23 protein-coding genes are annotated in these 24,371 nt (G+C 68.9%); 20 read left to right on the top strand and 3 right to left on the bottom strand.

The genetic code is table 11. The features are described 5' to 3' along the window. Positions 1–25: 25 nt before the first annotated feature. A complete protein-coding gene (locus ACWESM_RS02540) occupies positions 26–415 on the bottom strand; it encodes a DUF2237 family protein (protein ID WP_019048221.1) in 390 nt (129 codons plus the stop codon). Positions 416–608: 193 nt separating this feature from the next. Here ACWESM_RS02540 and ftsY point away from each other — a divergent pair, with 193 nt between their 5' ends. The 9 genes from ftsY (at position 609) to ACWESM_RS02495 (ending at position 11,926) form a co-directional block, all read left to right on the top strand. Continuing rightward, positions 609–2,102, top strand: coding sequence for a signal recognition particle-docking protein FtsY (gene ftsY, locus ACWESM_RS02535; RefSeq protein ID WP_397275545.1), 1,494 nt, complete (start codon positions 609–611; stop codon positions 2,100–2,102). 353 nt (positions 2,103–2,455) lie between these two features. Further along, the gene (locus ACWESM_RS02530) at positions 2,456–3,835 is read left to right on the top strand and encodes an ammonium transporter (RefSeq protein WP_355069874.1); all 1,380 of its coding nucleotides are present in this window, start codon (positions 2,456–2,458) and stop codon (positions 3,833–3,835) included. A gap of 5 nt (positions 3,836–3,840) precedes the next feature. Continuing rightward, the gene (locus ACWESM_RS02525; protein WP_330249397.1) at positions 3,841–4,179 is read left to right on the top strand and encodes a P-II family nitrogen regulator; all 339 of its coding nucleotides are present in this window, start codon (positions 3,841–3,843) and stop codon (positions 4,177–4,179) included. Positions 4,180–4,322: 143 nt separating this feature from the next. Beyond that, positions 4,323–6,737 carry a [protein-PII] uridylyltransferase gene (locus tag ACWESM_RS02520; RefSeq protein WP_452490944.1) on the top strand — a complete coding sequence of 805 codons (2,415 nt, stop codon included), beginning with the start codon at positions 4,323–4,325 and terminating at the stop codon, positions 6,735–6,737. A 121-nt stretch (positions 6,738–6,858) separates the two neighbouring features. Continuing rightward, on the top strand, positions 6,859–7,173 hold the full coding sequence (locus tag ACWESM_RS02515; RefSeq protein ID WP_355069876.1) for a hypothetical protein: 315 nt from the start codon (positions 6,859–6,861) through the stop codon (positions 7,171–7,173). A 104-nt stretch (positions 7,174–7,277) separates the two neighbouring features. Then, on the top strand, positions 7,278–8,840 hold the full coding sequence (ffh, locus tag ACWESM_RS02510; protein ID WP_355069877.1) for a signal recognition particle protein: 1,563 nt from the start codon (positions 7,278–7,280) through the stop codon (positions 8,838–8,840). A gap of 166 nt (positions 8,841–9,006) precedes the next feature. Continuing rightward, positions 9,007–10,101, top strand: a complete 1,095-nt coding sequence (locus tag ACWESM_RS02505; RefSeq protein WP_355070987.1) for an amidohydrolase family protein — start codon at positions 9,007–9,009, stop codon at positions 10,099–10,101. Between the two features lie 54 nt (positions 10,102–10,155). Next, a complete protein-coding gene (locus ACWESM_RS02500) occupies positions 10,156–11,139 on the top strand; it encodes an LLM class F420-dependent oxidoreductase (RefSeq protein WP_355069879.1) in 984 nt (327 codons plus the stop codon). Between the two features lie 49 nt (positions 11,140–11,188). Next, positions 11,189–11,926, top strand: coding sequence for a class I SAM-dependent methyltransferase (locus ACWESM_RS02495; RefSeq protein ID WP_452490812.1), 738 nt, complete (start codon positions 11,189–11,191; stop codon positions 11,924–11,926). Here ACWESM_RS02495 and ACWESM_RS02490 read toward each other — a convergent pair. After that, positions 11,923–12,102, bottom strand: coding sequence for a hypothetical protein (locus ACWESM_RS02490; RefSeq protein ID WP_397275549.1), 180 nt, complete (start codon positions 12,100–12,102; stop codon positions 11,923–11,925). The two genes, ACWESM_RS02495 and ACWESM_RS02490, sit on opposite strands and share 4 nt — an antisense overlap. A 222-nt stretch (positions 12,103–12,324) precedes the next feature. Between ACWESM_RS02490 and rpsP the strand changes: the two genes are divergently transcribed. The 4 genes from rpsP (at position 12,325) to trmD (ending at position 14,396) form a co-directional block, all read left to right on the top strand. Continuing rightward, positions 12,325–12,756, top strand: coding sequence for a 30S ribosomal protein S16 (gene rpsP, locus ACWESM_RS02485; protein ID WP_355069884.1), 432 nt, complete (start codon positions 12,325–12,327; stop codon positions 12,754–12,756). A gap of 94 nt (positions 12,757–12,850) precedes the next feature. After that, positions 12,851–13,093 carry an RNA-binding protein gene (locus tag ACWESM_RS02480; RefSeq protein ID WP_011210690.1) on the top strand — a complete coding sequence of 81 codons (243 nt, stop codon included), beginning with the start codon at positions 12,851–12,853 and terminating at the stop codon, positions 13,091–13,093. Further along, a complete protein-coding gene (gene rimM / locus ACWESM_RS02475; RefSeq protein ID WP_356961291.1) occupies positions 13,094–13,618 on the top strand; it encodes a ribosome maturation factor RimM in 525 nt (174 codons plus the stop codon). A gap of 73 nt (positions 13,619–13,691) precedes the next feature. After that, entirely contained in the window at positions 13,692–14,396 is a 705-nt protein-coding gene (gene trmD, locus ACWESM_RS02470; RefSeq protein WP_452490809.1) for a tRNA (guanosine(37)-N1)-methyltransferase TrmD, read from the top strand. Between the two features lie 434 nt (positions 14,397–14,830). On the opposite strand, the gene ACWESM_RS02465 is transcribed toward trmD, so the two are convergent. Then, complete coding sequence (locus ACWESM_RS02465) at positions 14,831–15,682, bottom strand: helix-turn-helix transcriptional regulator (protein ID WP_397076610.1); 852 nt, start codon at positions 15,680–15,682, stop codon at positions 14,831–14,833. A gap of 99 nt (positions 15,683–15,781) precedes the next feature. Between ACWESM_RS02465 and ACWESM_RS02460 the strand changes: the two genes are divergently transcribed. The 7 genes from ACWESM_RS02460 to lepB all read left to right on the top strand — a co-directional run bounded on the left by ACWESM_RS02460 (position 15,782) and on the right by lepB (position 24,350). Then, positions 15,782–17,416 (top strand): AMP-binding protein, encoded by a 1,635-nt coding sequence (locus tag ACWESM_RS02460; protein WP_452490807.1) that lies wholly within the window; start codon positions 15,782–15,784, stop codon positions 17,414–17,416. Then, positions 17,413–19,050 (top strand): AMP-binding protein, encoded by a 1,638-nt coding sequence (locus tag ACWESM_RS02455; RefSeq protein ID WP_452490805.1) that lies wholly within the window; start codon positions 17,413–17,415, stop codon positions 19,048–19,050. The genes ACWESM_RS02460 and ACWESM_RS02455 overlap by 4 nt, the downstream gene beginning before the upstream one ends. A 106-nt stretch (positions 19,051–19,156) precedes the next feature. Then, complete coding sequence (locus ACWESM_RS02450) at positions 19,157–21,532, top strand: Tex family protein (protein WP_397275732.1); 2,376 nt, start codon at positions 19,157–19,159, stop codon at positions 21,530–21,532. A gap of 27 nt (positions 21,533–21,559) precedes the next feature. Then, the gene (locus tag ACWESM_RS02445) at positions 21,560–22,480 is read left to right on the top strand and encodes a hypothetical protein (protein ID WP_355069895.1); all 921 of its coding nucleotides are present in this window, start codon (positions 21,560–21,562) and stop codon (positions 22,478–22,480) included. 166 nt (positions 22,481–22,646) lie between these two features. Beyond that, the gene (locus tag ACWESM_RS02440) at positions 22,647–22,937 is read left to right on the top strand and encodes a hypothetical protein (protein WP_355069896.1); all 291 of its coding nucleotides are present in this window, start codon (positions 22,647–22,649) and stop codon (positions 22,935–22,937) included. Between the two features lie 211 nt (positions 22,938–23,148). Next, on the top strand, positions 23,149–23,490 hold the full coding sequence (gene rplS, locus ACWESM_RS02435) for a 50S ribosomal protein L19 (protein ID WP_014352079.1): 342 nt from the start codon (positions 23,149–23,151) through the stop codon (positions 23,488–23,490). A 77-nt stretch (positions 23,491–23,567) separates the two neighbouring features. After that, positions 23,568–24,350, top strand: coding sequence for a signal peptidase I (gene lepB, locus ACWESM_RS02430; RefSeq protein ID WP_355069897.1), 783 nt, complete (start codon positions 23,568–23,570; stop codon positions 24,348–24,350). The last annotated feature ends 21 nt before the right edge of the window (positions 24,351–24,371 follow it).

Here is a 24,371-nt window from a genome sequence, read left to right as displayed (position 1 = left end):
CGCCCGCCGTAGGGTTACCGGTGGCTCAGAGCAGGTCGCTGACGTCGTCGGGCACGTCGACGGCGTACTTGCGCAGGATGTCCATCGAGATCACTTCCAGGGCGTTCTCGTGCGTGGCGGCCAGCACCACGGGCGCGGCGACGCCGTCCTCGTGCGCGTGCAGCCATCGCACGGCGACCACGCACCATCGGTCACCCGGCTGCAAACCGGGAAAATTGTTCTCCGGACGCGGCGTGCTCAAATCGTTTCCGATGGAAGCTTGATGCTCCAGGAATTCTGCCGTGACGACGGTGCACACAGTGTGGCTGCCCAGATCCTCCGGCCCGGTACTGCAGCAGCCGTCCCGGTAGAAGCCGGTGAGAGGATCGGTGCCGCACTCTTCCAGCGGCCCCCCAAGCACGTTTCGATCGGTCACGTCGCCGATCCTATTGTCCCTTCGCGAGAAGTTCCGCAGGACAAGAAATCTGGAGGGCTGTGTCGGTGCCCGCTCGCACCCGCCCTCGGCCCGGCACCTGCGATGTTCGCCGAGTTCGCGCCCCCGGCCCCGGCGCGCGACGCGCGCGCCGGGTGCGGCTCGGGGCCGATCCCGTGACGGTCGGTCTGCAAGGATGGTCCGCGTGAGTCCTGAAGTCTGGATCCTGATCGCCGCGGTCGCCGCACTGCTGCTCGTCGTGCTCGTCGCCGGTTTCGTCCGGTACAAGCGCGGCCGCGTGTCGCTGACTCCGCCCACGCAGGAGAAAGAGGTGACCGACCGGTCCGGTGGTTATGCCGCGTCCGGCGGATTCACCTTCAGCCGGGGCGGCGCGGCGACCGAACCGCAACCGGTCGAGCGCACCGACACCGAAGGACAGCCGCACGTCGGCGACGACGCCGCGATTCCACGCGACGCGCCCAAACGCGGCATAACCAACGTTCCGTTGCCGGACGCGGACGTCACCGAGGCCTCCGTCGCCCCGGACGTCGTCGAGCCGGCCGCCGAGCCCGAGGCGGGCACTCCGGCGGCCGAGGCGCCAGCGCAGGCGCCCGACCAGCTGGAAACCCAGGAGAGCCCGGCCACGGCCGAGGACGCGACCGCCGAGCCGCCCACCGACACCGCGGGGCCGGACACCGAAGCCGCCACCGAGATCGTCGCGCCCGACACGCCCGCGGGGGTGGAAGCACCCGTCGCGCTGGAGGAGATCGAGCCCACCGCCGGCCGCCTGGTCCGGCTGCGCGGACGACTGTCACGCTCGCAGAACGCGGTCGGCAAGAGCCTGCTCGGCCTGCTCGGCGGCGGTGACCTGGACGACGACTCGTGGGAAGAGGTGGAGGACACCCTCGTGCTGGCCGACCTCGGCACCGCGAGCACCACCGCTGTCGTCTCCCGGCTGCGCTCGGAGATGGCGGCACGCAGCGTGCGGACCACCGACCAGGCACGTGCCGTGCTGCGCGACGTGCTGATCGAGCAGCTGCGACCGGAGCTGGATCGCTCGGTGCGCGCGCTGCCGCATCCCGATCACCCGTCGATCCTGCTCGTGGTCGGCGTGAACGGCACCGGCAAGACCACCACCACCGGCAAGCTCGCCCGCGTGCTCGTGGCCGACGGCCGCCGGGTGCTGCTCGGCGCGGCCGACACCTTCCGCGCCGCGGCCGCCGACCAGTTGCAGACCTGGGGCGAGCGGGTCGGCGCCGACACCGTCCGCGGCCGCGAGGGCGCCGACCCGGCCGCGGTCGCGTTCGACGCGGTGGCCGCGGGCGTCGAGCACGGCGTCGACGTGGTGCTGATCGATACGGCCGGTCGGCTGCACACCAAGACGGGTCTGATGGACGAGCTGGGCAAGGTCAAGCGCGTCGTGGAGAAGAAGGCCGCCGTCGACGAGGTCCTGCTCGTGCTGGACGCGACCGTCGGGCAGAACGGACTGACCCAGGCCAGGGTGTTCGCCGAAGTGGTCGATATCACAGGCGTCGTGCTGACCAAGCTCGACGGGACGGCGAAGGGCGGCATCGTCTTCCAGGTCCAGCACGAATTGGGCGTGCCGGTGAAGCTGGTCGGGCTCGGTGAGGGGGCTGACGACCTGGCTCCGTTCGAGCCCGCCGCGTTCGTGGACGCGCTGCTGGGCTGAGCCGTTCCACTCGCCGAGACCGGTCGAAAGAGGTTGCCGCCCGCGGCGTTCCATCCACGAGGTGCGCCGAGGGCGCTCGTTCGATCGCCGCCGCCCTCGGTGCGAGGGCGGTCACACCCCGGAAGTTTGCCGACTCCTCGTGCGCGGTAACGAATGTCCGATTTCCCGAACACCGTGCTCACAGCGCCGGAAAACCGCTGGTGCGTGGGACGAAACCTAGTGGCAACACAGCTGCTCCATCCGTTCACGTAGGTGAAACACGGCAGCTCTACGGATGAAACACCGAGTTAGGACCCTTCTGTTCAGGTCCATTTGCCGGAAGCGGCTGGGCCCGAGATGAGGAGGACATTAAGGTGGCTTTTCCACTTACCGGTGCACCGGATACCGGTGACACCGCTTGGATGCTGGCGAGTTCGGCGCTCGTGTTGCTGATGACGCCGGGCCTGGCTTTCTTCTACGGCGGCATGGTCCGGTCGAAGAACGTGCTCAACATGATCATGATGAGCATCAGCGCCATGGGCCTGGTCGGCGTTCTGTGGTCGCTGTACGGATACTCGACGGCCTTCGGCGACAACACGTTCGGCGTGATCGGTGACCCGACGCAGTTCTTCGGCCTGAAGGGCCTGATCGGCGGCAACTCCGTCGCCGAGGTCAAGGACGCGGCGGGCGCGGTCACCACCGACGCGGTGAACATCCCGCTCGCGGGCACTATTCCGGCGACCGTCTTCGTCGCCTTCCAGCTGATGTTCGCCATCATCACGGTTGCCCTCATCTCGGGTGCGGTCGCCGACCGCTTGAAGTTCGGCGCGTGGCTGGTGTTCGCGGGCATCTGGTCCACGGTGGTCTACTTCCCGGTCGCGCACTGGGTGTTCGACTTCGACGTCAAGGACGCCGACGGCAACGTCGTGCACGAGGGCGGCTGGATCGCCAACAAGCTGCTCGCGGTGGACTTCGCCGGTGGAACGGCGGTGCACATCAACGCCGGTGCGGCCGGTCTGGCCCTGGTGCTGGTGCTCGGCAAGCGCAAGGGTTGGCCGACCACCCCGTTCCGCCCGCACAATCTGCCGTTCGTCATGCTCGGCGCCGGTCTGCTGTGGTTCGGCTGGTTCGGCTTCAACGCCGGATCCGCGGTGACCTCCGGCGGCCTCGCCGGTTCGACCTTCGTCACCACCACCATCGCGACCTGCGCCGGGATGCTGGCCTGGCTGTTGGTGGAGAAGATCCGCGACGGCAAGCCCACCTCGCTGGGCGCGGCCTCGGGCATCGTGGCGGGTCTGGTCGCCATCACGCCGTCGTGTTCCTCGGTGAACGTGCTCGGCGCGCTCGCCATCGGCGTCGTCGCCGGCGCGCTGTGCGCCCTCGCGGTCGGCCTGAAGTTCAAGTTCGGTTTCGACGACTCGCTCGACGTGGTCGGCGTGCACCTGGTCGGCGGTATCGTCGGCACCCTGATGGTCGGTTTCGTCGCGGCGCCCGAGGCGGGTGCGGCCAAGACCGGCCTGTTCTATGGCGGCGGTTTCGATCAGCTGTGGCGGCAGGCGGTGGGCGCCGGTGTGGTACTTGCCTTCTCCTTCATCGCGACCCTGATCATTGCCTATATCGTGAAGTTCACCATTGGGCTGCGCGTGAGCGAGGAAGCAGAGTCGGTCGGCTTGGACGAGTCCGAGCACGCGGAAACCGCCTACGACTTCGCCGCTCTGGGTAGCACGGCACGTTCGGCCGTCAAGGAGGCATGACGAACATGAAACTGATCACCGCAATCGTCAAACCGTTCACGCTCGAAGACGTCAAGTCGGGTCTCGAGCAGGCGGGTGTGTTGGGCATGACCGTCAGCGAGGTCCAAGGGTACGGCCGGCAGAAGGGCCACACCGAGGTGTACCGCGGCGCGGAGTATTCCGTCGACTTCGTGCCGAAGGTTCGCGTCGAGGTCGTCGTGGACGATGCCTCCGTCGACAAGGTCGTGGAGGTGATCGTGGAGGCCTCCCGCACCGGCAAGATCGGCGACGGCAAGGTCTGGATCACTCCGGTGGAGGCGATCATCCGGGTGCGGACCGGCGAACGCGGCACCGACGCGCTGTAGCGGAAACGAGTCGAGCGGCGGCCCCGCTCCCACCGGAGCTCCCGGTCGGGGCGGGGCCGCGCGCATCAAATGGGCGGTGGGTTGTGGCTAGTCAGTACGAGCACGACGGTGATCCGAAGGTCACCGAACAAGGCAACGGCAAGGTGTCCAACGGGGCGGCCGACCTGGTCCGCGCGCGAACCCAACTGCTCGACGGCGGCCAGCCGCGCAATCCCCGGCTGGACGCCCAGTCGCTGCGCCAGGCGCTGGTCGACCTCTATGAACTCTGGCTCACCAGCAAGGGCGCCGAACTGGGCATCGCCCCCGACAGCGGTCTGGCCGTGGTGGCCGTCGGCGGTCTCGGGCGCGGGGAGATGCTGCCGTACTCCGATCTGGACCTGGTGCTGCTGCACGACGACGTCGACCCGGCCCGGGTGGCCGAGGTCGCCGACCAGCTCTGGTATCCGCTGTGGGACGCGCACATCAAACTCGACCACAGCGTGCGTACCGTTCCGCAGGCGCTTCGGGTGGCCGCGGACGATCTCATCGCCGCGCTCGGCATGCTCGAGGCCAGGCACATCGTCGGCGACCAGGAACTGAGCAATCTGCTGATCGGCGGGGTGCGCCGGGAGTGGCGCACCGGCATCCGCTCCCGCTTCGAGGAGCTCATCGCCCAGGCCAAGGCCAGATGGGAGCGCAACGGCGAGATCGCGCACCGCGCCGAGCCCGACCTGAAGAACGGGCGCGGCGGCCTGCGCGACATCCAGCTGCTGGACGCGCTGGCGATCGCCCAGCTCACCGACGCCATGCCCGGATTGGGACCGGACGTGCCCGGCGGCGGATTGAAGCAGGCGCACCGTCGGCTGCTGGACGTGCGCACCGAACTGCACCGTGTGGCGGGACGAGCCCGCGACCAGCTGCGCGCACAGGACGCCGACGAGATCGGCGCTGCCCTGCGCATCGGCGATCGGTTCGATCTGGCCCGCACACTGAGCGATTCGGCCCGGACGGTCAGCTACTCCGTGGACGTCGGGCTGCGTACCGCGGCCAACGCACTGCCCCGCCGGGGATTGGCGCGCCTGCGCCGGATGCCGGTGCGCAGGCCGCTGGACGAAGGCGTGGTCGAGCACGCGGGTGAGGTCGTGCTGGCCAGAGACGCCCGCCCGCAGCGCGACCCCGGGCTGATCCTGCGCGTCGCGGCGGCGTCGGCGCAGACCGGCCTGCCGATGTCGGCCACCACCCTCAACCGGCTCTCCGAGGACGCTCCCGAGCTACGCGAGCCGTGGCCCAAGGACGCCCTCAACGACTTGCTGGTCCTGTTGGGCGCGGGCCGCGGCACGATCGACGCGATCGAGGCGCTGGACCGGACGGGATTGTGGGGCAGGCTGCTGCCGGAATGGGGCGCCGTGCGCGACCTGCCGCCGCGCGATGTCCAGCACATCTGGACCGTCGACCGGCATCTCATGGAGACGGTCGCCTACGCGGGCGGGCTGAGCACCCGGGTCGCCCGCCCCGACCTGCTCGCCCTCGGTGCGCTGCTGCACGACATCGGCAAGGGTCGCGCAGGCGATCACAGCGTGGTCGGCGCGGAACTGGCCACCCATATCGGCCGCCGCCTCGGACTGTGGCCGTCGGACGTGCGCACGCTCAGCGCGGTCGTGCGCCATCACCTGCTGCTGCCGGAAACCGCGACCCGGCGCGATCTGTCCGATCCGGAGACGGTGCGGTACGTCGTCGAGGCGCTCGACGGCGATCCGCAACTGCTGGAGCTGCTGCACACCCTGGCCGAGGCGGATTCGCAGGCCACCGGTCCCGGCGTGTGGGGCGACTGGAAGGCGTCGCTGATCGGCGAACTGGTCCGGCGCTGCCGGTTGGTCATGGCGGGCGACCAGCTGCCGACACCGGAACCGATCGCACCGGACTTGGTCGAGAAGGCCAGGGCGGGCGGCGTGCACGTCGATCTGCAGCCCGGTGAGAGCAAGCACACGTATGTGGTCACCGTCATCGCGCCCGACAGTTCCGGGCTGCTGTCCGACGCCGCGGGTGTGCTCGCGCTGCATTCGCTGCGTGTGCTGTCGGCCGCGCTCGGCGTCGAAGGCGCCTCCGCGGTGGACACCTTCGTCGTCGCGCCCAAGTTCGGCGATCCGCCGGACCCGGGGCTGTTGCGCCAGGAATTGATCCGGGCCACGGCCGGCGACCTGGATGTGGCGGCGGCGCTGGCCAAACGCGAGCGGGAGGCGGGCACGATCGGTCGGAGCCGGTACGCGCAGGCCCAACCCCGGGTGATCTGGTCGAACACCTCGGTACCGGGGCAGGTGATCCTGGAATTGCGCGCCGAGGACCGGGTCGGCTTGCTCAGCCGCCTGGCCGCGGAGCTGGCCGGCTGCGGAGCCGACGTCCGTTGGGCCAAGGTGGTCACGATGGGGTCCGCGGTGGTCGACAGCTTCTGCCTCGAGCTGGGCGCCGAGGACAGCCCCGCGCGCCGCGAAACGATCGAGAAAGCGCTTATCGCGGTGGTTCCCAGAACCGCGCCGAAACCGCCTGCTGACGGTGCTCGAGATTCGGAAAATGGTGATTAGCAGCACTTTTATCCGGTGATAAATCTGTTGCGCAATATTTGCTGCATCCCAACTCTCGTCTCGTGACCTGACCCTACGATCTAGAGCGTCCGGCTATCGCGAGCACGAGGGGAGCAGGTCGATGGCAATTGAAGTCGTTTCGGCATCCACGATGACGAGTGACGAGACCGCGCACATGGCGCGCTGCGTCGGCGGCGACCGGTGGGTGGTCTCCTGGCTTCCTGGTCGCACGCTGACCGGGCGACAGGCGGTTACCGCGATGACCATCGCCTCCACGGTCGCCACCTCGCCCATCCCGAGCAGGGCCGAGTGGGCCGTTCTCGACGGCCTGGCCCTCGAGCTGGGCCTGACCGCCAACGAGGCGGTCTTCATGGTGGCCGAGGAGAACCACGACTACCGCAAAACGGCCAGGCCGCGCCGTCGCGTGCTCGACTAGCGAGCCCGCCGCGCCGGGAAGGACGCACCGCCTGCGCGAACACGCGGGCGATCCCATTACCCTGGGAGAGAATGTGACGTCCCCCGAGATCAGGAGCGCGATCGGTGTTCGAATCCCTGTCCGACCGGCTTACCGGTGCCCTCAAGGATCTGCGCGGTAAGGGGCGTCTGTCACCGGCCGACATCGACGCCACCTGCCGCGAGATCCGCCTGGCCTTGTTGGAGGCCGACGTCGCGCTGCCCGTGGTCCGCGGGTTCATCGGGCGGATCAAGGAGCGCGCCAAGGGCGCGGAGGTCTCCGCGGCGCTGAACCCGGCCCAGCAGGTCGTGAAGATCGTCAACGAGGAACTCATCGGGATCCTCGGCGGCGAGACCAGGCGGCTGAACCTGGCCAAGAACCCGCCGACGGTGGTCATGCTGGCCGGTCTGCAGGGTTCCGGTAAGACCACGCTCGCGGGCAAGCTGGCCAAACTGCTGAAGGGGCAGGGCCATCAACCGTTGCTGGTGGCGTGCGACCTGCAGCGCCCCGGCGCCGTCACCCAGCTGCAAGTCGTCGGCGAGCGCGCGGGCGTGCCCGTCTACGCGCCGCACCCCGGCACCTCGATCGGTGGCGGTGAGAACCCGCTCGGCATCTCCGCCGCCGATCCGGTGAACGTGGCGCGCGGGGGTGTCGAAGAGGCGCGGCAGAAGCAGTACGACGTCGTCATCGTCGACACCGCGGGCCGTCTCGGCATCGATGAAGAGCTCATGCGCCAGGCCGCGGGCATCCGCGACGCCGTGCAACCGGACGAGACCCTGTTCGTGCTGGACGCCATGATCGGCCAGGACGCGGTCAACACCGCCGAGGCGTTCCGTGACGGCGTGGGCTTCACCGGCGTGGTGCTCACCAAGCTCGACGGCGACGCCCGCGGTGGTGCGGCGCTGAGTGTCCGCGAGGTCACCGGCGTGCCGATCCTGTTCGCCTCGACCGGTGAGAAGCTCGAGGACTTCGACGTCTTCCACCCGGATCGCATGGCCAGCCGCATTCTCGGCATGGGCGACGTGCTCACCCTGATCGAGCAGGCCGAGCAGGTCTACGACGCCAAGCAGGCCGAGGAGGCCGCCCGCAAGATCGGCAGCGGCGAGCTCACCCTCGAGGACTTCCTCGACCAGATGCTGGCCATCCGCAAGATGGGCCCGATCGGGAACCTGCTCGGCATGCTGCCGGGCGCGGGCCAGATGAAGGACATGCTCGCCCAGGTCGACGACAAGCAGCTGGACCGGGTGCAGGCGATCATCCGCGGTATGACCCCGGCCGAACGGGCGAACCCGAAGATCATCAACGCCTCGCGCCGCCTGCGCATCGCCAACGGTTCCGGTGTCCAGGTCTCCGAGGTCAACCAGCTCGTCGACCGCTTCTTCGAGGCCAAGAAGATGATGACGATGATGGGCCGCCAGATGGGGTTGCCCGGCGCCCGTCGCGGCAACGCGAAGAAGGGCAAGAAGGGCAAGAAGGGTGGTCGCGGCCCGACGCCGCCGAAGGTGCGCGGTGGTTTCCCCGGGATGGGCGGCATGCCCGGCCTGCCCGCGGGGATGCCCGACCTGTCCAACATGCCTGCCGGTCTGGACCAGTTGCCGCCCGGCCTGGAGGGCTTCGATCTCAGCAAACTGAAGTTCCCGAAGAAGTAGGCCACTTACGCCGCCCACGCTGTTCGTGGGCGGCGTGCCTGTGTGCCTCGCCGGTCGGTCGCCGTGTGCGCGGCGTCGCTGCCGCGTGGCCGTGCTTCGCGCGAAATGTCCGATCCGGGAGTCGGACACCAGGTTGGCGGCCGCCGACGAGTTCCAGGAGGTTGCGGTGCATCTGCGCGGTGTGGTTCTTCCCGAAGGCGAGGTGCGCGACCTCTGGGTGCGCGACGGCCTGGTGTCGTTCGAGCCCGCGCCCGGAGCCGAAACGCTGTGCGGCTCGGGCTGGATCGTGCCGGGACTGGTCGACGCCCACTGCCACGTGGGAATCCGGTACGGCGGGGGCCACGAGGACCACGCCGGCGCCGTCGCACAGGCCGAGACCGAGCGCGCCGCCGGTGCCCTGCTGCTGCGCGACGCGGGCTCGCCCATCGACACCCGGTTCGTCGACGACCGCGAGGACCTGCCGCGGATCATCCGCGCAGGCCGCCACATCGCCCGTCCGAAGCGCTACATCCGCGAACTGGGCATCGAGCTCGACGACGAACGCGACCTGCCGGAGATCGTCGCCGAGCAGGCCCGCCACGGCGACGGCTGGGTGAAGATCGTCGGCGACTGGATCGACCGCTCGGTGGGCGACCTGCGGCCGTTGTGGAGCGACGCGATCCTGAAGGAGGCCATCGCCGCAGCGCACGCCAACGGTGCGCGGGTCACCGCACACGTCTTCGGCGAAGACGCGCTGCCCGGCCTGATCGACGCCGGTATCGACTGCCTGGAGCACGGCACCGGTCTCACCGACGAGACCATCGAGATGATGGTCGAGCACGGCACCGCCCTGGTTCCCACCCTGATCAATATCGACACCTTCCCCGGTATCGCCGACAGCGCGGGCAAATTCCCCGTCTACGCCGCGCACATGCGCGATCTGCACCGGCGGGTGCGCGGCACGGTCGCCGCCGCGCACGAGGCGGGCGTGCCGATCTTCGCGGGCACGGACGCGGGCGGTTCCATCCGCCACGGGCGCATCGCCGACGAGATCGCCGCGCTCGGCGCCGCGGGACTGTCCCGGCACGACGCGCTCGGCGCGGCCTCCTGGCAGGCGCGCGAGTGGCTCGGGCGACCCGGCATCGAGGACGGTGCTCCCGCGGATTTCGTTGTCTACGAGGAGGATCCGCGTAGCCACCCCGAGACGCTCACCACGCCGTATGCCGTCGTGCTGCGCGGGCGCGTGTACGGCGGGCACGGTCCGGTCACCGGCCATAGATAACTCGGCGCCGCGGCTCACCCGCGCGTATCCGAAAGGGGCGTAAGGTCGGATTTCGTGACAATTCGCCTCGGATATCAGATGCCCAACTTCAGCTACGGCAAGTCGGTGCGCGAGCTGTTCCCCACGGTGATCGCGCAGGCCCGAGAGGCCGAAGCCGCCGGTTTCGACACGGCCTTCGTCATGGACCACTTCTATCAGTTGCCTGGCATCGGCACGCCCGACGAGCCGATGCTAGAGGCCTACACCGCGCTCGGCGGCCTGGCCACGGCGACGGAGCGAATCCAGTTGTCGGCGTTGGTCACCGGCAACACCTACCGCAACCCGGCGATGCTCGCCAAGACGGTCACCACGCTGGACGTGGTCAGCGGTGGCCGCGCGGTGCTCGGCATCGGCGCGGGCTGGTTCGAACTTGAGCACCGCTCCCTGGGCTACGAGTTCGGCACCTTCACCGACCGCTTCGAGCGGCTCGACGAGGCGCTGCACATCATCCAGCCGATGCTGCGCGGCGAGCGGCCCACCTTCCAGGGCAAGTGGTACCGGGTCGAGAACGCGATGAACGAGCCGCGCGTACGCGACGATCTGCCGATCCTGCTCGGCGGCAGCGGTGAGAAGAAGACCTTCGGCCTTGCCGCTCGCTTCGCCGACCATCTCAACATCATCTGCAACGCGTCCGAGCTGCCGCGCAAGATCGAGGCGCTGCGGGCGCGCTGCGCGGAGGTCGGCCGGGATCCGCGGACCCTGGAGACCAGCTACCTGTGCTTCGTCATGATGGACGAAGACGGTGACCTCGTGCGCAAGCAGCAGCGGGATTACTTGAGCCGCATGGGTATCGACCTGTCGGCCCTGTCGGACGCCGAGCTCGCGCAGAGCCCGGCCGACCGCCAGTTCGTCGGCACACCGGACGAGGTTGCCGAACAGCTGCGGACTCGCGTTCTGGACCACGGCGTAGACGGTCTCATCATCAATATGGTGTTCAACGGGCACGAGCCGGGTGCGGTCGAACTCGCCGGGCGTACCTTCGCTCCCTTGGTGCGCTGACGAGCGCGAACCCGGCGCGAATACCGTTGGCGCTGGTTATGATCGGGCAATGATAGCCCCTCCGTGGCGCGCGTCGTACGGTGTCGACGCGCCGTCGGTGCTGTTGTTGCTGGGAGTTCTCGCGGTCGGGTATCTTGCCGCCGCGCTGGTGGTGGCGCTGTTCCAGCAACTGCGCCCGAGCCTGCTGCTCCTGCTGATCGGCGTCGTGCTGGCCACGCAGTTCGGGCTGTTCCTGCACGCGACCCGCCGGGGCAAGTTCCGGGTCTGGGCGCGCCTGCTCGACGACCTCGAACTGCGTGGCGACGAACGATTGCTCGACATGGGGTGCGGGCGCGGCGCGGTGCTGCTGGCCGCCGCGCGCCGCTTGCCCGCCGGGTGTGCGGTGGGCCTGGATCTGTGGTGCTCCGCGGACCACTGCGAGAACACCCCGGCCACCGCGGAGCGGAACGCGCTCGCGGAGAACGTCGCCGACCGGATCGAGTTGCGCACCGGCGACATGACCCGCATGCCGTTCCCGGACGGCGTGTTCGACGTCGTCGTCTCCAGCTTGGCGATTCACGACATCAAGACCGCCGAGGGCCGGGCGGCGGCGCTCCGGGAGGCGTGCCGCGTGCTGCGTCCCGGCGGCAAACTGGTCATCGTCGATATCGGCGACACCCGGGCGTACCGCGCCGTCCTGGCGGCGAACGGCGCGACCGCCCTCACCCTGCGCCCCGTGGGGTGGCAGATGTGGTGGGGCGGCCCCTGGGTCCCCACCCGTTCGCTCACCGCCACCGTCCCGGGCTAGCCGCATCGAGACGCCGAGCCGCACTCCATGGCGCGGGCGACGCCCGCGGCAACGAGTCGCAGCACCCGGAACACGCCGGGTACGACGTACTCGACGGCAGCCTCATCGCCGAGTTCGCTCGCGATGTCGCGGGTGATGCGGGCGGGTCGTGTGCGGTGGCGTCGGAACAGTCGCATGCCTGGTTATGGCGGGTGGGCATCGCTGTGTGAACACGCACGCGATTTCTGGCGGGATCGTCCGGTCTGGCACAATGGACCACCGTCCTTCCGGACAAGTGTCAGCCCGTCTCCGGTTCCGTACCGCGCGGCGGTCACACACTCGAAAGCGCAAAACCGGGCTCGCAGACCATGCGGGTCGCCGAATTGCGTCGTGACCAACCAACGAAAGGCAGATCAGCAGTGGCTGTTCGCATCAAGCTCACCCGCCTGGGCAAGATCCGCAACCCGCAGTACCGCGTCGTCGTCGCGGACGCCCGCACCCGCCGTGACGGCCGGGCCATCGAGTCCATCGGCAAGTACCACCCGAAGGAAGAGCCCTCGCTGATCGAGATCAACTCCGAGCGCGTGCAGTACTGGCTCGGAGTCGGCGCGCAGCCGACCGAGCCGGTCCTCCAGCTGCTGAAGATCACCGGCGACTGGCAGAAGTTCAAGGGCATCGAGGGCGCCGAGGGCACCCTGAAGGTCAAGCCGGCCAAGCCGTCGAAGTTGGACCTGTTCAACGCCGCGCTGGCCGCCGCCGACAACGAGCCGGTCGCCGAGGCGGTCACCCCCAAGAAGAAGGGCAAGAAGGACGCCGAGGAGGGCGCCGAGGCTGCCGAGGCCGGCGAGTAATGAGCGGGCGATACCCGTCCATCCGATACCCGTCACGAGCCGTGCGCAGACCGGCCCCGCCGACGGGTGAGTTGCGTCGTGAGGTGATGGAGCAGTGAGCGCCGTCGTCGCCGATGCCGTCGAGCACTTGGTGCGCGGTATCGTCGCCAATCCCGATGACGTCCGCGTCGAGCTGATCACCGGCCGCAGGGGACGCACCGTCGAGGTGCACGTTCACCCCGATGACCTGGGCAAAGTGATCGGTCGCGGCGGACGTACCGCGACTGCGCTGCGCACCCTCGTCGCCGGTATCGGCGGCCGGGGTATCCGGGTCGACGTGGTCGACACCGACCAGTAGATGGAACTCGTCGTCGGGCGGGTCGCCAAGTCGCACGGCGTGCGCGGCGAACTCGTCGTCGAGGTGCGCACCGATGAGCCGGAGGCGCGTTTCGCGCCGGGCGTCAGGTTGCGCGGCCGGCTGCCGCGAGCGGCGGAGGTTCGCGAGTTCACCGTGGAGTCGGCCCGGGAGCACTCGGGCCGGCTTCTGGTGTTCCTGTCCGGTGTGACCGACCGCACCGCTGCCGACGCGTTGCGCGGCATGCTGTTCGTGGTCGACAGTGCCGACCTTCCGCCTTCCGAGGATCCGGACGAGTTCTACGACCATGAACTGGAGGGGCTGGAGGTACGGCTCACCGACGGCACCGTGGTCGGCTCCGTGCGCGAAGTGCTGCATTCCGCGGCGGGTGAGTTGCTGGAGGTGCGGGCCGCGGACGACGGGCGGGAGATCCTGATCCCGTTCGTCACCGCCATCGTGCCCACGGTGTCCCTCGCCGAGGGCGTGATCGTGATCGATCCGCCCGAAGGTTTGCTCGACCCGGAATGACACGGTGGGCGTCCGACCGCGCGTCGCTCGCCCCGGCCGACGACCTGCGGCCCGGCGGCGCTAGGAGACAGTCATGAAACTCGACGTCGTCACGATCTTCCCCGAGTACCTGGAGCCGTTGCGCACGGCACTGCTGGGTAAGGCGATCGACAAGGGACTGATCTCGCTCACGGTGCACGACCTGCGCCGTTGGACGCATGACGTGCACAAGTCCGTCGACGATTCCCCCTACGGGGGTGGGCCGGGCATGGTCATGAAACCGAACGTGTGGGGCGACGCGCTCGACGAAGTATGTCCCGATGACGCGCTGCTCGTGGTCCCCACGCCCGCGGGGGTGCCGTTCACGCAGGCCATGGCACACAGCTGGGCCGCCGAGCGGCATCTCGTCTTCGCCTGCGGCCGCTATGAGGGCATCGACCAGCGCGTCTTCGACGACGCCGCCCGCCGCGTCCGGGTGCAAGAGGTCAGCATCGGCGACTACGTGTTGATCGGCGGCGAGGCGGCCGTGCTGGTGATGACCGAGGCTGTGGTCCGGCTGCTGCCCGGTGTCCTCGGCAATCAGCAATCACATCAAGAGGATTCGTTCTCCGACGGGTTGCTCGAAGGTCCCAGCTACACCCGTCCGGTCTCCTGGCGCGGGTTGGACGTCCCGCCGGTCCTGCTGTCCGGCGACCACGCGAAGGTGGCGGCCTGGCGGCGCGAGCAATCACTCGCGCGGACCCGCGAGCGTCGTCCGGACCTGCTCGCGGACCACGGCACGGCCGGACCCGAGCGATAGACCGATGCACGGCTACATCGAGTGGGCACTGGCCCCTATCCGGCCCGCTTCAAGCTGGTCTTCGGCGCGTGGACGATCGACTCGCCCGAACTCGCCACGGCCGCTCACGCCGCGCAAGAGGCGCAGATCGACATCGTCGCCCGATGCCAAGCCGCGGGCGACCTTCCCGCCCGGCGACCCCATCCGCCTCGCCGCCCTGCTCCGCGCTCTCGCGCACGGCGCCGCCGACCTCGCCGCGGCGGGCCACCTCGCGGCCGATGGAAAAGGCAACGCCGACCCCACCGACCTAGGTCGACGACCTCCTTACCCACCTGAATCCGAATTCTCGAGCAGCCATGCGTCGTCGGCCGTGCTCGGGCCTTCGGCACCGACGTCACCGCCGAGAGGTGTACCGACAACGGAACGTTGCCCTCGGTGGACTGCAGCGGGGATCGTCAGGGCAGCAGACCATGGCGGCGGGCGGCCACCACCGCCTCGTGCCGGGAGTGGGCGTCGAGTTTGACCATCGCGTTGCGAAGGTAGCTCTTCACGGTCTCCGGGCCGAGTGAGAGTCGTTGCGCCGCTTCCTGGTTGGTGCAACCCAAGGCGATCTGGGACAGCACGTCGAGTTCTCGGCGGGACAGTTTCGGACCGTCCGGCCGCGGCTCGCCGGTCATGACCCGGGTGAGGCGCTCGCATACCGCGTGCAGGCGTCCGCGCAGCCGATCGTCCTCGGTCGAGCGCGCCATGCCGCGCAGTTCGGTGTGGATGTCGCGGAGTTCCTCCGTGATCGCCGGTGCCGCGGCCGCCGACGGCGCGGTGACCTCCAGCATGCGCAGCCGACGGTCGACCTCGTCGCGAACGGCGATCTCGGTGGCCAAGCGGCGCCCGGCCTGCACGACCAGATCCGCGGTGCGGTCGCCCAGCGGACTCGCGCCGCGCGTCGCGGCGTAGAGCACCGCGCGAGAGCGCTGGTCCACCACCACGGGCACGGCGAGCACGGAGCGGATGCCCTCGCCGGAGACCGGCCCGTCGTAGTCGTGGGTGATCGAGGAGGCGCGGCGATAGTCGGAGACCGCCGCGGGCCGTCCGGAATCCATCACCCGTCCGCCCAGCCCGGAAGCCCGCACGACGGCCAGACCGCGCAGGCCGTTGGTCAGCGTGCCGACGAATTCCGACAGCAGCAGCGCGTCGCCGTGCACTTCGCCGCCGAACGCCACCGGCACGCCCGCCGCGCTCGCCACCCAGCGGATCTCGGCGCGCAGCGCGTCGCTGTCGCGCGGACGCAGCAGTGCGGTGTGGGTCACGAGACTCACCCCTTTTCGGGGGTAGTGGGCAGCGGGATGTGACCCACATCCTATTGCACACCCGGGTTGAGCTGGATCACAGAACGAGGAGAACTGAAGATGGGCACCGATCTGAATCAGCGGGTGCGCGAACTGCTGGACTGTTACGACCGCGCCGACGCGTCGGCGGCGGACCTGCTATGTGATCGGCACCCGGCCGACCGGGTCGCCTTCACGATCGTCGAGGCAGACCTGTCCTCGACCGACCTCACCTACGGCGAACTGCGCGAACGCTCCGCCCGCTTCGCCGACGCACTCGCCGGACTCGGCGTCGAACCCGGCCACCGGGTCGCCACGCTGATGGCGAAATCCGCGGACCTGGTGGTCGCTCTGCTCGGGATCTGGCGCCGGGGTGCGGTGCACGTTCCGCTGTTCACCGCCTTCGCTCCGCCCGCGATCGCCCTGCGGTTGAACGCCAGTCGCGCCTCGGTCGTCATCGCCGATGCCGACCAGGCGCCGAAGCTGGCGCCGGGACCCGATCTGCCCGGCGATCCGTCCTGGCGGCTCATCGTCACCGGAGCAGAGGCGCCCGAAGGGGCGCTGCGGATGGACGAGTTGCTCCACGCTCATACGGCCACCTCTCCGCAGGCTCAGCCGATCGCGGTCGGCGGTGACGGACTGCTCGTCCAACTGTTCACCAGCGGCACCACGGGCACGCCCAAGGGCGTCCCGATTCCGCTGCGCGCGCTCGCCTCCTTCCACGCGTACCAGGAATTCGCGCTGGACGTCCGCCCCGACGACGTCTTTTGGAACGCCGCCGATCCGGGCTGGGCCTACGGGCTCTACTACGCCATCCTCGGCCCGCTGGCCACCGGCATCCGCAGCATCCTGCTGCACGCGGGCTTCTCGGCACCGCTGACCTGGCAGGTGCTGGAGACGTTCGGCGTCACCAACTTCGCCGCCGCCCCGACGGTATATCGAGCGTTGCGCGCCGACGGTGCCACGCCGCCCGTGCATTCCCGATTGCGCCGCGCCTCTTCGGCGGGAGAACCGCTGACCCCTGAAGTGGTCGCGTGGTCCGTCGAGTACCTCGGTGTCGCGGTGCGCGACCACTACGGCCAGACCGAGCACGGCATGGTTATCTGCAACGCCTGGCACGAAGACCTGGACACCGAGACCCCCGCCGGATCGATGGGTCGCTCGCTGCCCGGCTGGACCTGCGCCGTGCTCTCCGACGACGCCGACACGATCGCTCCCACCGGCGAATTGGGCCGGGTCGCGATCGATACGGAACGCAGTCCGCTGCTGTGGTTCCTCGGCTATCTCGACGCTCCGGACCGCACCGCGCAGCGCTACACCGCCGACGGCCGCTGGTATCTGACCGGTGACGCGGGCGCACAGGACGCGGACGGCTTCTTCCGCTTCTCCTCCCGCGACGACGACGTGATCATCATGGCCGGCTACCGCATCGGTCCGTTCGAGGTGGAGAGCGTTCTGGTGCTGCACGAGCAGGTCGCGGAGGCGGCGGTGGTCGGCATGCCGGACGAACTGCGCGGCGAAGTGCTCGAGGCGTTCGTCGTGCTGCGTGACGGCGCCGTCGGCGGTGCCGAGTTGGAAGCCGAGCTACAGAGCCTGGTGAAGCGAAAGTTCGCGGCGCATGCCTACCCGCGCCGGGTTCACTTCGTGGCGAGCCTGCCGAAGACGCCCAGCGGCAAGGTGCAGCGGTTCGTGCTGCGGCAGGGCGGTGCCCGATGACTTCGGCCATGTTGCCCCTGCCCAGCTACGCCTCGGGCGTGTCGGACGTCGCGCTGCTCGGCGACACCATCGGCGGCAATCTCGATCGCGCGGTGGTGGCGTTCCCGGACCGGGAAGCCCTGGTGGACCTGCCGAGCGGACGGCGCTGGACCTATCGCGCTCTCGGCGCCGCGGTCGACGCCCTGGCCTGCGGCCTGGCCGCACAGGGCATCGGCAAGGGCGACCGGGTCGGCATCTGGGCGCCGAACCGCGCGGAATGGTTTCTGGTGCAGTACGCCACGGCGAAAATCGGCGCGATCCTGGTCAACATCAATCCGGCGTACCGCACCAGTGAACTGGAGTACGTGCTGTGCCAGGCGGGCGTGCGAATGCTCATCGCGGCCGAGCGGTTCAAGTCCTCGGACTACGTGGCGATGATCGAGCAGGTCCGGCCGAACTGTCCGGCGCTGACGGAGGTGCTCGTGCTGGGCACACCGGAGTGGGAGGCGCTGTCGGGCACCGAGATCGACACCGATCGGCTCGTCGAACTGGGCGCGCGGCTTTCCGCCGACGACCCGATCAACATCCAGTACACCTCGGGCACAACCGGTTTCCCGAAGGGCGCCACGCTCAGTCACCACAACATCCTGAACAACGGCTATTTCGTCGGGGAACTGTGCGGATACACCGAGCAGGACCGGATCTGCGTCCCGGTGCCCTTCTACCACTGCTTCGGCATGGTGATGGGCAACCTGGCGAGCACCAGCCACGGTGCCGCTATCGTGATTCCGTCGCCGTCGTTCGATCCGAGAGCGGCCCTGGCGGCGGTCGAAGCCGAGCGCTGCACCTCCCTCTACGGTGTGCCGACGATGTTCATCGACATGCTCGCCGCGCTTGACTCGGCCGCCGCGGACCTGTCCACGCTGCGCACCGGGATCATGGCGGGCTCGCCGTGTCCGGTCGAGGTGATGAAGCGGGTGATCGACCGGATGGGCATGCGCGAGGTCTGCATCTGCTACGGCATGACGGAGACGTCTCCGGTCAGCACCCAGACCCGGCGCGACGACGGCATCGAACGGCGCACCGCCACCGTCGGCCGGGTCGGGCCGCACCTGGAGGTCAAGATCGTCGATCCCGCAACGGGTCTCACGGTGCCGCGCGGCGAACCCGGCGAACTGTGCACCCGAGGCTATTCGGTGATGCTCGGGTACTGGGACGAGCCGGACAAGACCGCCGAGGCCATCGACGCCGCCCGTTGGATGCACACCGGCGACATCGGCGTGATGGACGACGAGGGCTATGTGGCCGTCACCGGCCGGATCAAGGACATGGTCATCCGGGGTGGCGAGAACGTCTACCCGCGGGAGATCGAGGAATTCCTCTACACCCATCCCGACATCCTGGACGCGCAGGTGATCGGTGTGCCGGATCCGAAGTACGGCGAAGAACTGATGGCCTGGATCCGGATGCGCGAGGGCGCAACGCCGTTGGACGCCACCGCCGTGCGCGACTTCGCCGCCGGCAAGCTGGCGCACTTCAAGATTCCCCGCTACGTGCATGTGGTCGAGGAATTCCCGATGACGGTCACCGGCAAGGTTCGCAAGGCGCAGATGCGGGAACTGTCGCGGCGGCTGCTCGGCCTGGACGACAGCTGAGACGAGGGAGGTTCACCTGGGTGTGGACCGCGTGTCAGGCGGCGACGGTAGTGTCTCCGACGTGACGACAGCGCCCGAGACTGCCAGTGCAGAGTCCACACCCGCCGTGCCACGCTCCGACACCGCGGGCCCAGCCAGCGTGAACCGTCGCATCGCCGAGGAACTCGCGGTGCGCGAGACCCAGGTGCGCGCCGCCGTCGAGCTGCTCGACGCGGGCTCGACGGTGCCGTTCATCGCCCGGTACCGCAAGGAGGTCACCGGCGGCCTGGACGACGCGCAGCTGCGCGTGCTCGACGAGCGTCTGCACTACCTGCGCGAACTCGACGAGCGCAGGGCCGCGATCATCGAATCGATCCGGGGCCAGGGCAAACTCGACGACGCTCTGCATCGGCAGCTCCTGCTCGCCGAGACCAAGGCCCGGCTCGAGGACATCTACCTGCCGTACAAGCCGAAGCGGCGCACGAAGGCGCAGATCGCGCGTGAGGCCGGGCACGAGCCGGTGGCCGACGCCCTGATCGAGGATCCGAACACCGACCCGGCGCAGTACACCGCCGAGCAACTCGACGGCGCGCGCGCCATCCTGGTCGAACGTTTCGCCGAGGACGCCGATCTGGTCGGCGAGTTGCGCGAACTGATGTGGAACCGCGGGCAGGTCACCTCGACCGTGCGCGCGGGCAAGGAGGAGGCGGGCGCGAAGTTCGCCGACTATTTCGAGTTCAGCGAGCCGTTCGACAAGCTGCCCTCCCACCGCATCCTGGCGCTGCTGCGCGGCGAGAAGGAGGAGGTGCTCACCCTGCACCTCGAACCGGATACCGAGGAGCCGCAGCCGGGCGAGCGCACCGTCTACGAGGGTCGTATCGCCACTCGCTTCGGCATCGCCGACCGGGGCCGCCCCGCCGACTCCTGGCTGCTGGACACGGTGCGCTGGGCTTGGCGGACCAAGCTGCAGGTCAGCCTCGGCATCGACACCAGGATGCGGTTGCGGCAGGCGGCGGAGAAGGACGCGGTCGACGTGTTCGCCGCGAATCTGCGCGATCTGCTGCTCGCCGCCCCCGCGGGCACCCGCACGACGATGGGTCTGGACCCCGGCTACCGCACCGGCGTGAAAGTGGCGGTGGTCGACGCCACCGGCAAGGTGGTCGCCACCGAGGTGATCTACCCGCACAAACCGCAGGGCCAGACCGAGAAGTCGCTCGCGGTGCTCGGCGCGCTGGTGGCCCGATTCGGCGTGGAACTCATCGCCATCGGCAACGGCACCGCCTCGCGCGAGACCGACGCCCTTGCCGCCGAACTGATCTCCCGCATCCCGGAGAACAAGCCCACCAAGATCGTGGTCTCCGAGGCGGGCGCTTCGGTGTACTCCGCCTCGGCCTACGCCTCGCAGGAGCTGCCCGAGCTGGACGTGTCGCTGCGCGGCGCGGTGTCGATCGCGCGCCGGCTGCAGGACCCGCTGGCCGAACTGGTGAAGATCGATCCGAAGTCCATCGGCGTCGGCCAGTACCAGCACGACGTGTCCGAATCGCTGCTGGCCCGTTCGCTGGGCGCGGTGGTCGAGGACGCGGTGAACGCGGTCGGCGTGGACGTGAACACCGCCTCGGTGCCGCTGCTGTCGCGGGTCTCCGGCATCGCCGGATCGGTGGCGGAGAGCATCGTGGCGCACCGGGATCAGAACGGCCCGTTCCGCAGCAGGACCGCGCTGCTCGACGTCCCGCGGCTGGGCCCGAAGGCGTTCGAACAGTGCGCGGGCTTCCTGCGCATTCGCGGCGGCGACGATCCGCTGGACACCTCCGCGGTGCACCCGGAGGCGTATCCGGTGGTGCGGCGCATCCTCGAATCGACGGGACGCGGCATCGCGGAGATCATCGGCAACACCACGGCGCTGCGCTCGCTGCGCGCGGGCGATTTCACCGACGAGCGCTTCGGTGTCCCGACCGTCACCGACATCATCGCCGAGCTGGAGAAGCCGGGGCGCGACCCGCGTCCGGAATTCAAGACCGCCGAGTTCGCCGCGGGCGTGGAGAAAGTCGCCGACCTGGAGCCGGGCATGGTGCTCGAGGGCGTGGTGACCAACGTGGCCGCCTTCGGCGCGTTCGTCGACGTGGGCGTGCACCAGGACGGCTTGGTGCATGTCTCGGCCATGTCGCACAACTTCGTCAAGGATCCGCGCGAAGTGGTCAAGTCCGGCGACGTCGTGAAGGTGAAGGTGCTCGAGGTGGACGTCGCGCGCCAGCGCATCGGTCTGTCCCTGCGCCTGGACGACGAACCCGGCACGCCCGCCAAGGGCGGCGACAACCGGCAGCGCGGTCAAGGCGGCGGCCGATCCGGTGGAGGCGATCAGCGGCAGCGGCAGAATGGTCAGAACAGGCAGCAGGGCCAGAACCGTAATCAAGGACAGGGGCGTGGCGGCAATCAGCGCAGGAACGCGCCGGCACCTAGCGGCGCGATGGCGGACGCCTTGCGCAGGGCGGGTTTCGGCCAGTAGCCCGGTCCGCAGGAGGAAGTAGCGGCCATGCGACGGTGGCTCCACGAGGACGTGATCGCCCAAGGGCGGCTGCCGTTGCTGTGCTTCCTGCTCGGATTCATCGTCGGATTCCTGTTCATCCGCCTCAGCGTCCGGCTGATCCGCGCGCGGGTGCGCTGGTGGCCGGGCAACCTCCGGGCCGGTGACACGCACATCCACCACATGGTGTTCGGGGTGATCCTGCTGCTGTCCTCCGGCGTCGGCATGGTCGCCCAGTACGAGAGCGCCGACACCGCCACGGGCAGCATCCTCGCCGCGCTGTTCGGCGTGGGCGCCGCTCTGGTGCTGGACGAATTCGCGCTGATCTTCTATCTGCGCGACGTGTATTGGGAGGAGCAGGGGCGGACATCGGTGGACGCGGTGTTCGTCGCGCTCGCCGTGACAGGATTGCTGCTGCTGGGCTTCCACCCGCTGTGGCTGCTGGACATCAATGATTTCCGGCGCGATCCGAGCCTGGAGGTCCGCTCCTTCGTCGTCGTGTTCGCCGTGGTAAACCTCGCTCTCGCCGCCATCGTGATCGCCAAAGGGAAGATCTGGACCGGCCTGTTCGGCATGTTCTTCCTGCCGTTGCTGGTCGTCGGTGCGCTGCGGCTGAGCCGCCCTGGCGCGCCCTGGGCGCGCTGGCGTTACGGCGACCGTAGGCGCCTGAGGTACCGGGCCATCGTCCGGGAACGGCGATACCGTCGCCCGGTCATCCGCGCCAAGATCTTCGTGCAGGATCTGGTCGCCGGAAAACCGGACGTCGAGCACGTCCGCACGGCGGCGGAGGCGGAACTCACCCGTACGGTCGTGCCCGCCCCGCCCGCTCCGCACCGCGACCATTCGTTCTGGCACTCCGACCACGGCTCGCCGCGTACGCCCGGCCCGCCGCCTGTCCAGGACGCGATCTCCGGCGAACAGCACCGCTGACGAACGCTCAGCGGAGGGGTCGGCCGGGCAACGTGCCGTTCGCGGCGGGGGATGATCGGGGTCGCGTGAGATTGCCGGAAGCCTCTGTGTCGCGTAACCCGTAAATGGTTCTGTCGCAGGACATTTTTCGATCGACGGTGGCTATGCGTATACGTATACTGCGTTCATGTTGGATCCGCTCAGCCTTGCGGTCGGCGCCGGCCTCGTCGGTGTCGGCTGGGTATGTGGTCGATTCGTGCCTCGGCGAGGCCGGGCGGGGAAGGAGCTTCGCGCACGCTGCGGTTGTGGTCACGACCTGGCACTGCACGACCGCTCCTCGGGCGCTTGTCACGCCGAGATCTCCCGCAAAGGCATCCACGGCCTGCGTGAGTGGGTCGGTTGCAACTGCCGCCGCTACACCGGCCCGATTCCGCTCGAAGAAGTGTTCGCCTCGCCCATACTCCCGCCGGAGTCGTGAACCGATCGCACCGCCTCGGGCGTAACGTGAAGAGACCGCCGACTCGCCACCACCAGGGTCGATTTCTTCCACGGCGCGCCGATCTGGCACAATGCTCAGGTTGCCCTGGGTGGTTGTCGACCCGGCGCATCCCATTGATCGGAGCATGAACCGGCCGAGCACGCCCAGTGCCGCCAGGGTCCTCTGTTCGCGCGAAACCATAAGGATGGAAATGAACACCCTTGACTTCGTCGACGAGAAGTCGCTGCGCAGCGACGTCCCCGAGTTCCGGCCGGGCGACACGCTGAACGTGCACGTGAAGGTCATCGAAGGCTCGAAGGAGCGCATCCAGGTCTTCAAGGGCGTCGTGATCCGTCGCCAGGGTGGTGGCATCCGCGAGACCTTCACCGTCCGCAAGGTGTCGTTCGGTGTCGGCGTCGAGCGCACCTTCCCGGTGCACAGCCCGAACATCGACCACATCGATGTCGTGACCCGCGGTGATGTCCGTCGCGCCAAGCTGTACTACCTGCGCGACCTGCGTGGCAAGGCCGCCAAGATCAAGGAAAAGCGCTGAGTTAGCTTTTCGGCACAACAGATCTTCCTCAGCCCGGCATCGGACCTCGGTTTCGCTGCCGGGCTAATCTGTTCGGCGTGGCAGACGAAAGTGGGTCGGTATCGGTGTCCGAATCGGGCGACGAGAGTACGCGGGCGGGTCGCGCCAAGCGGCGATCGAAGAAGAAGCAGCGGCCGTTCTGGCAGGAATTGCCGATCCTCATCGTGATCGCCGCGGTGATCGCCGCGCTGATGGTTACCTTTGTCGGTCGGCCGTACGTGATTCCCTCAGAGTCGATGGAAACCACGTTGCACGGATGCGCCGGATGCACCGGCGACCGCATCTACGTGCAGAAGCTGAGCTACTACTGGGGTGACCCGCAACCGGGCGACGTGGTCGTGTTCGTCGGCCCGCCGTCGTGGAACACCCGCTACCAGTCGATCCGCTCGGACAATCCCGCGGTCCGTGGCGTGCAGAACTTCTTCTCTTTCTTCGGCTTGGTGCCGCCGGACGAGAACGATCTGGTGAAGCGCGTCATCGCGGTCGGCGGCCAGACCGTGGAGTGCTGCGACCCGCAGGGGCGGGTCATCGTGGACGGCAAGCCGCTGGACGAGCCGTACGCCCGGTACCTCGCCCCGTACGTGCCCGGCCAGCCCTACAACGCGTCCGGCGGCCGCGAGTTCAAGCCCGTGAAGGTGCCCGAAGGGCATCTGTGGGTGATGGGCGACAACCGCAACCAGTCCGCCGACTCCCGCGCCCACATCACCGACGAACTGCAGGGCACCATCCCCGTGGAGAACGTCCGCGGCAAGGCGGTGTTCAAGATCTGGCCGCCCGGACGGATCGGTCCGGTGCACTCGGAGAATCCCCAGCAGAACTGATCACGCGAGGCGCTGGATAAT

This window comes from Nocardia sp. NPDC003999, assembly GCF_053604885.1.
This window is presented reverse-complemented; position numbering and strand designations above follow the sequence as displayed.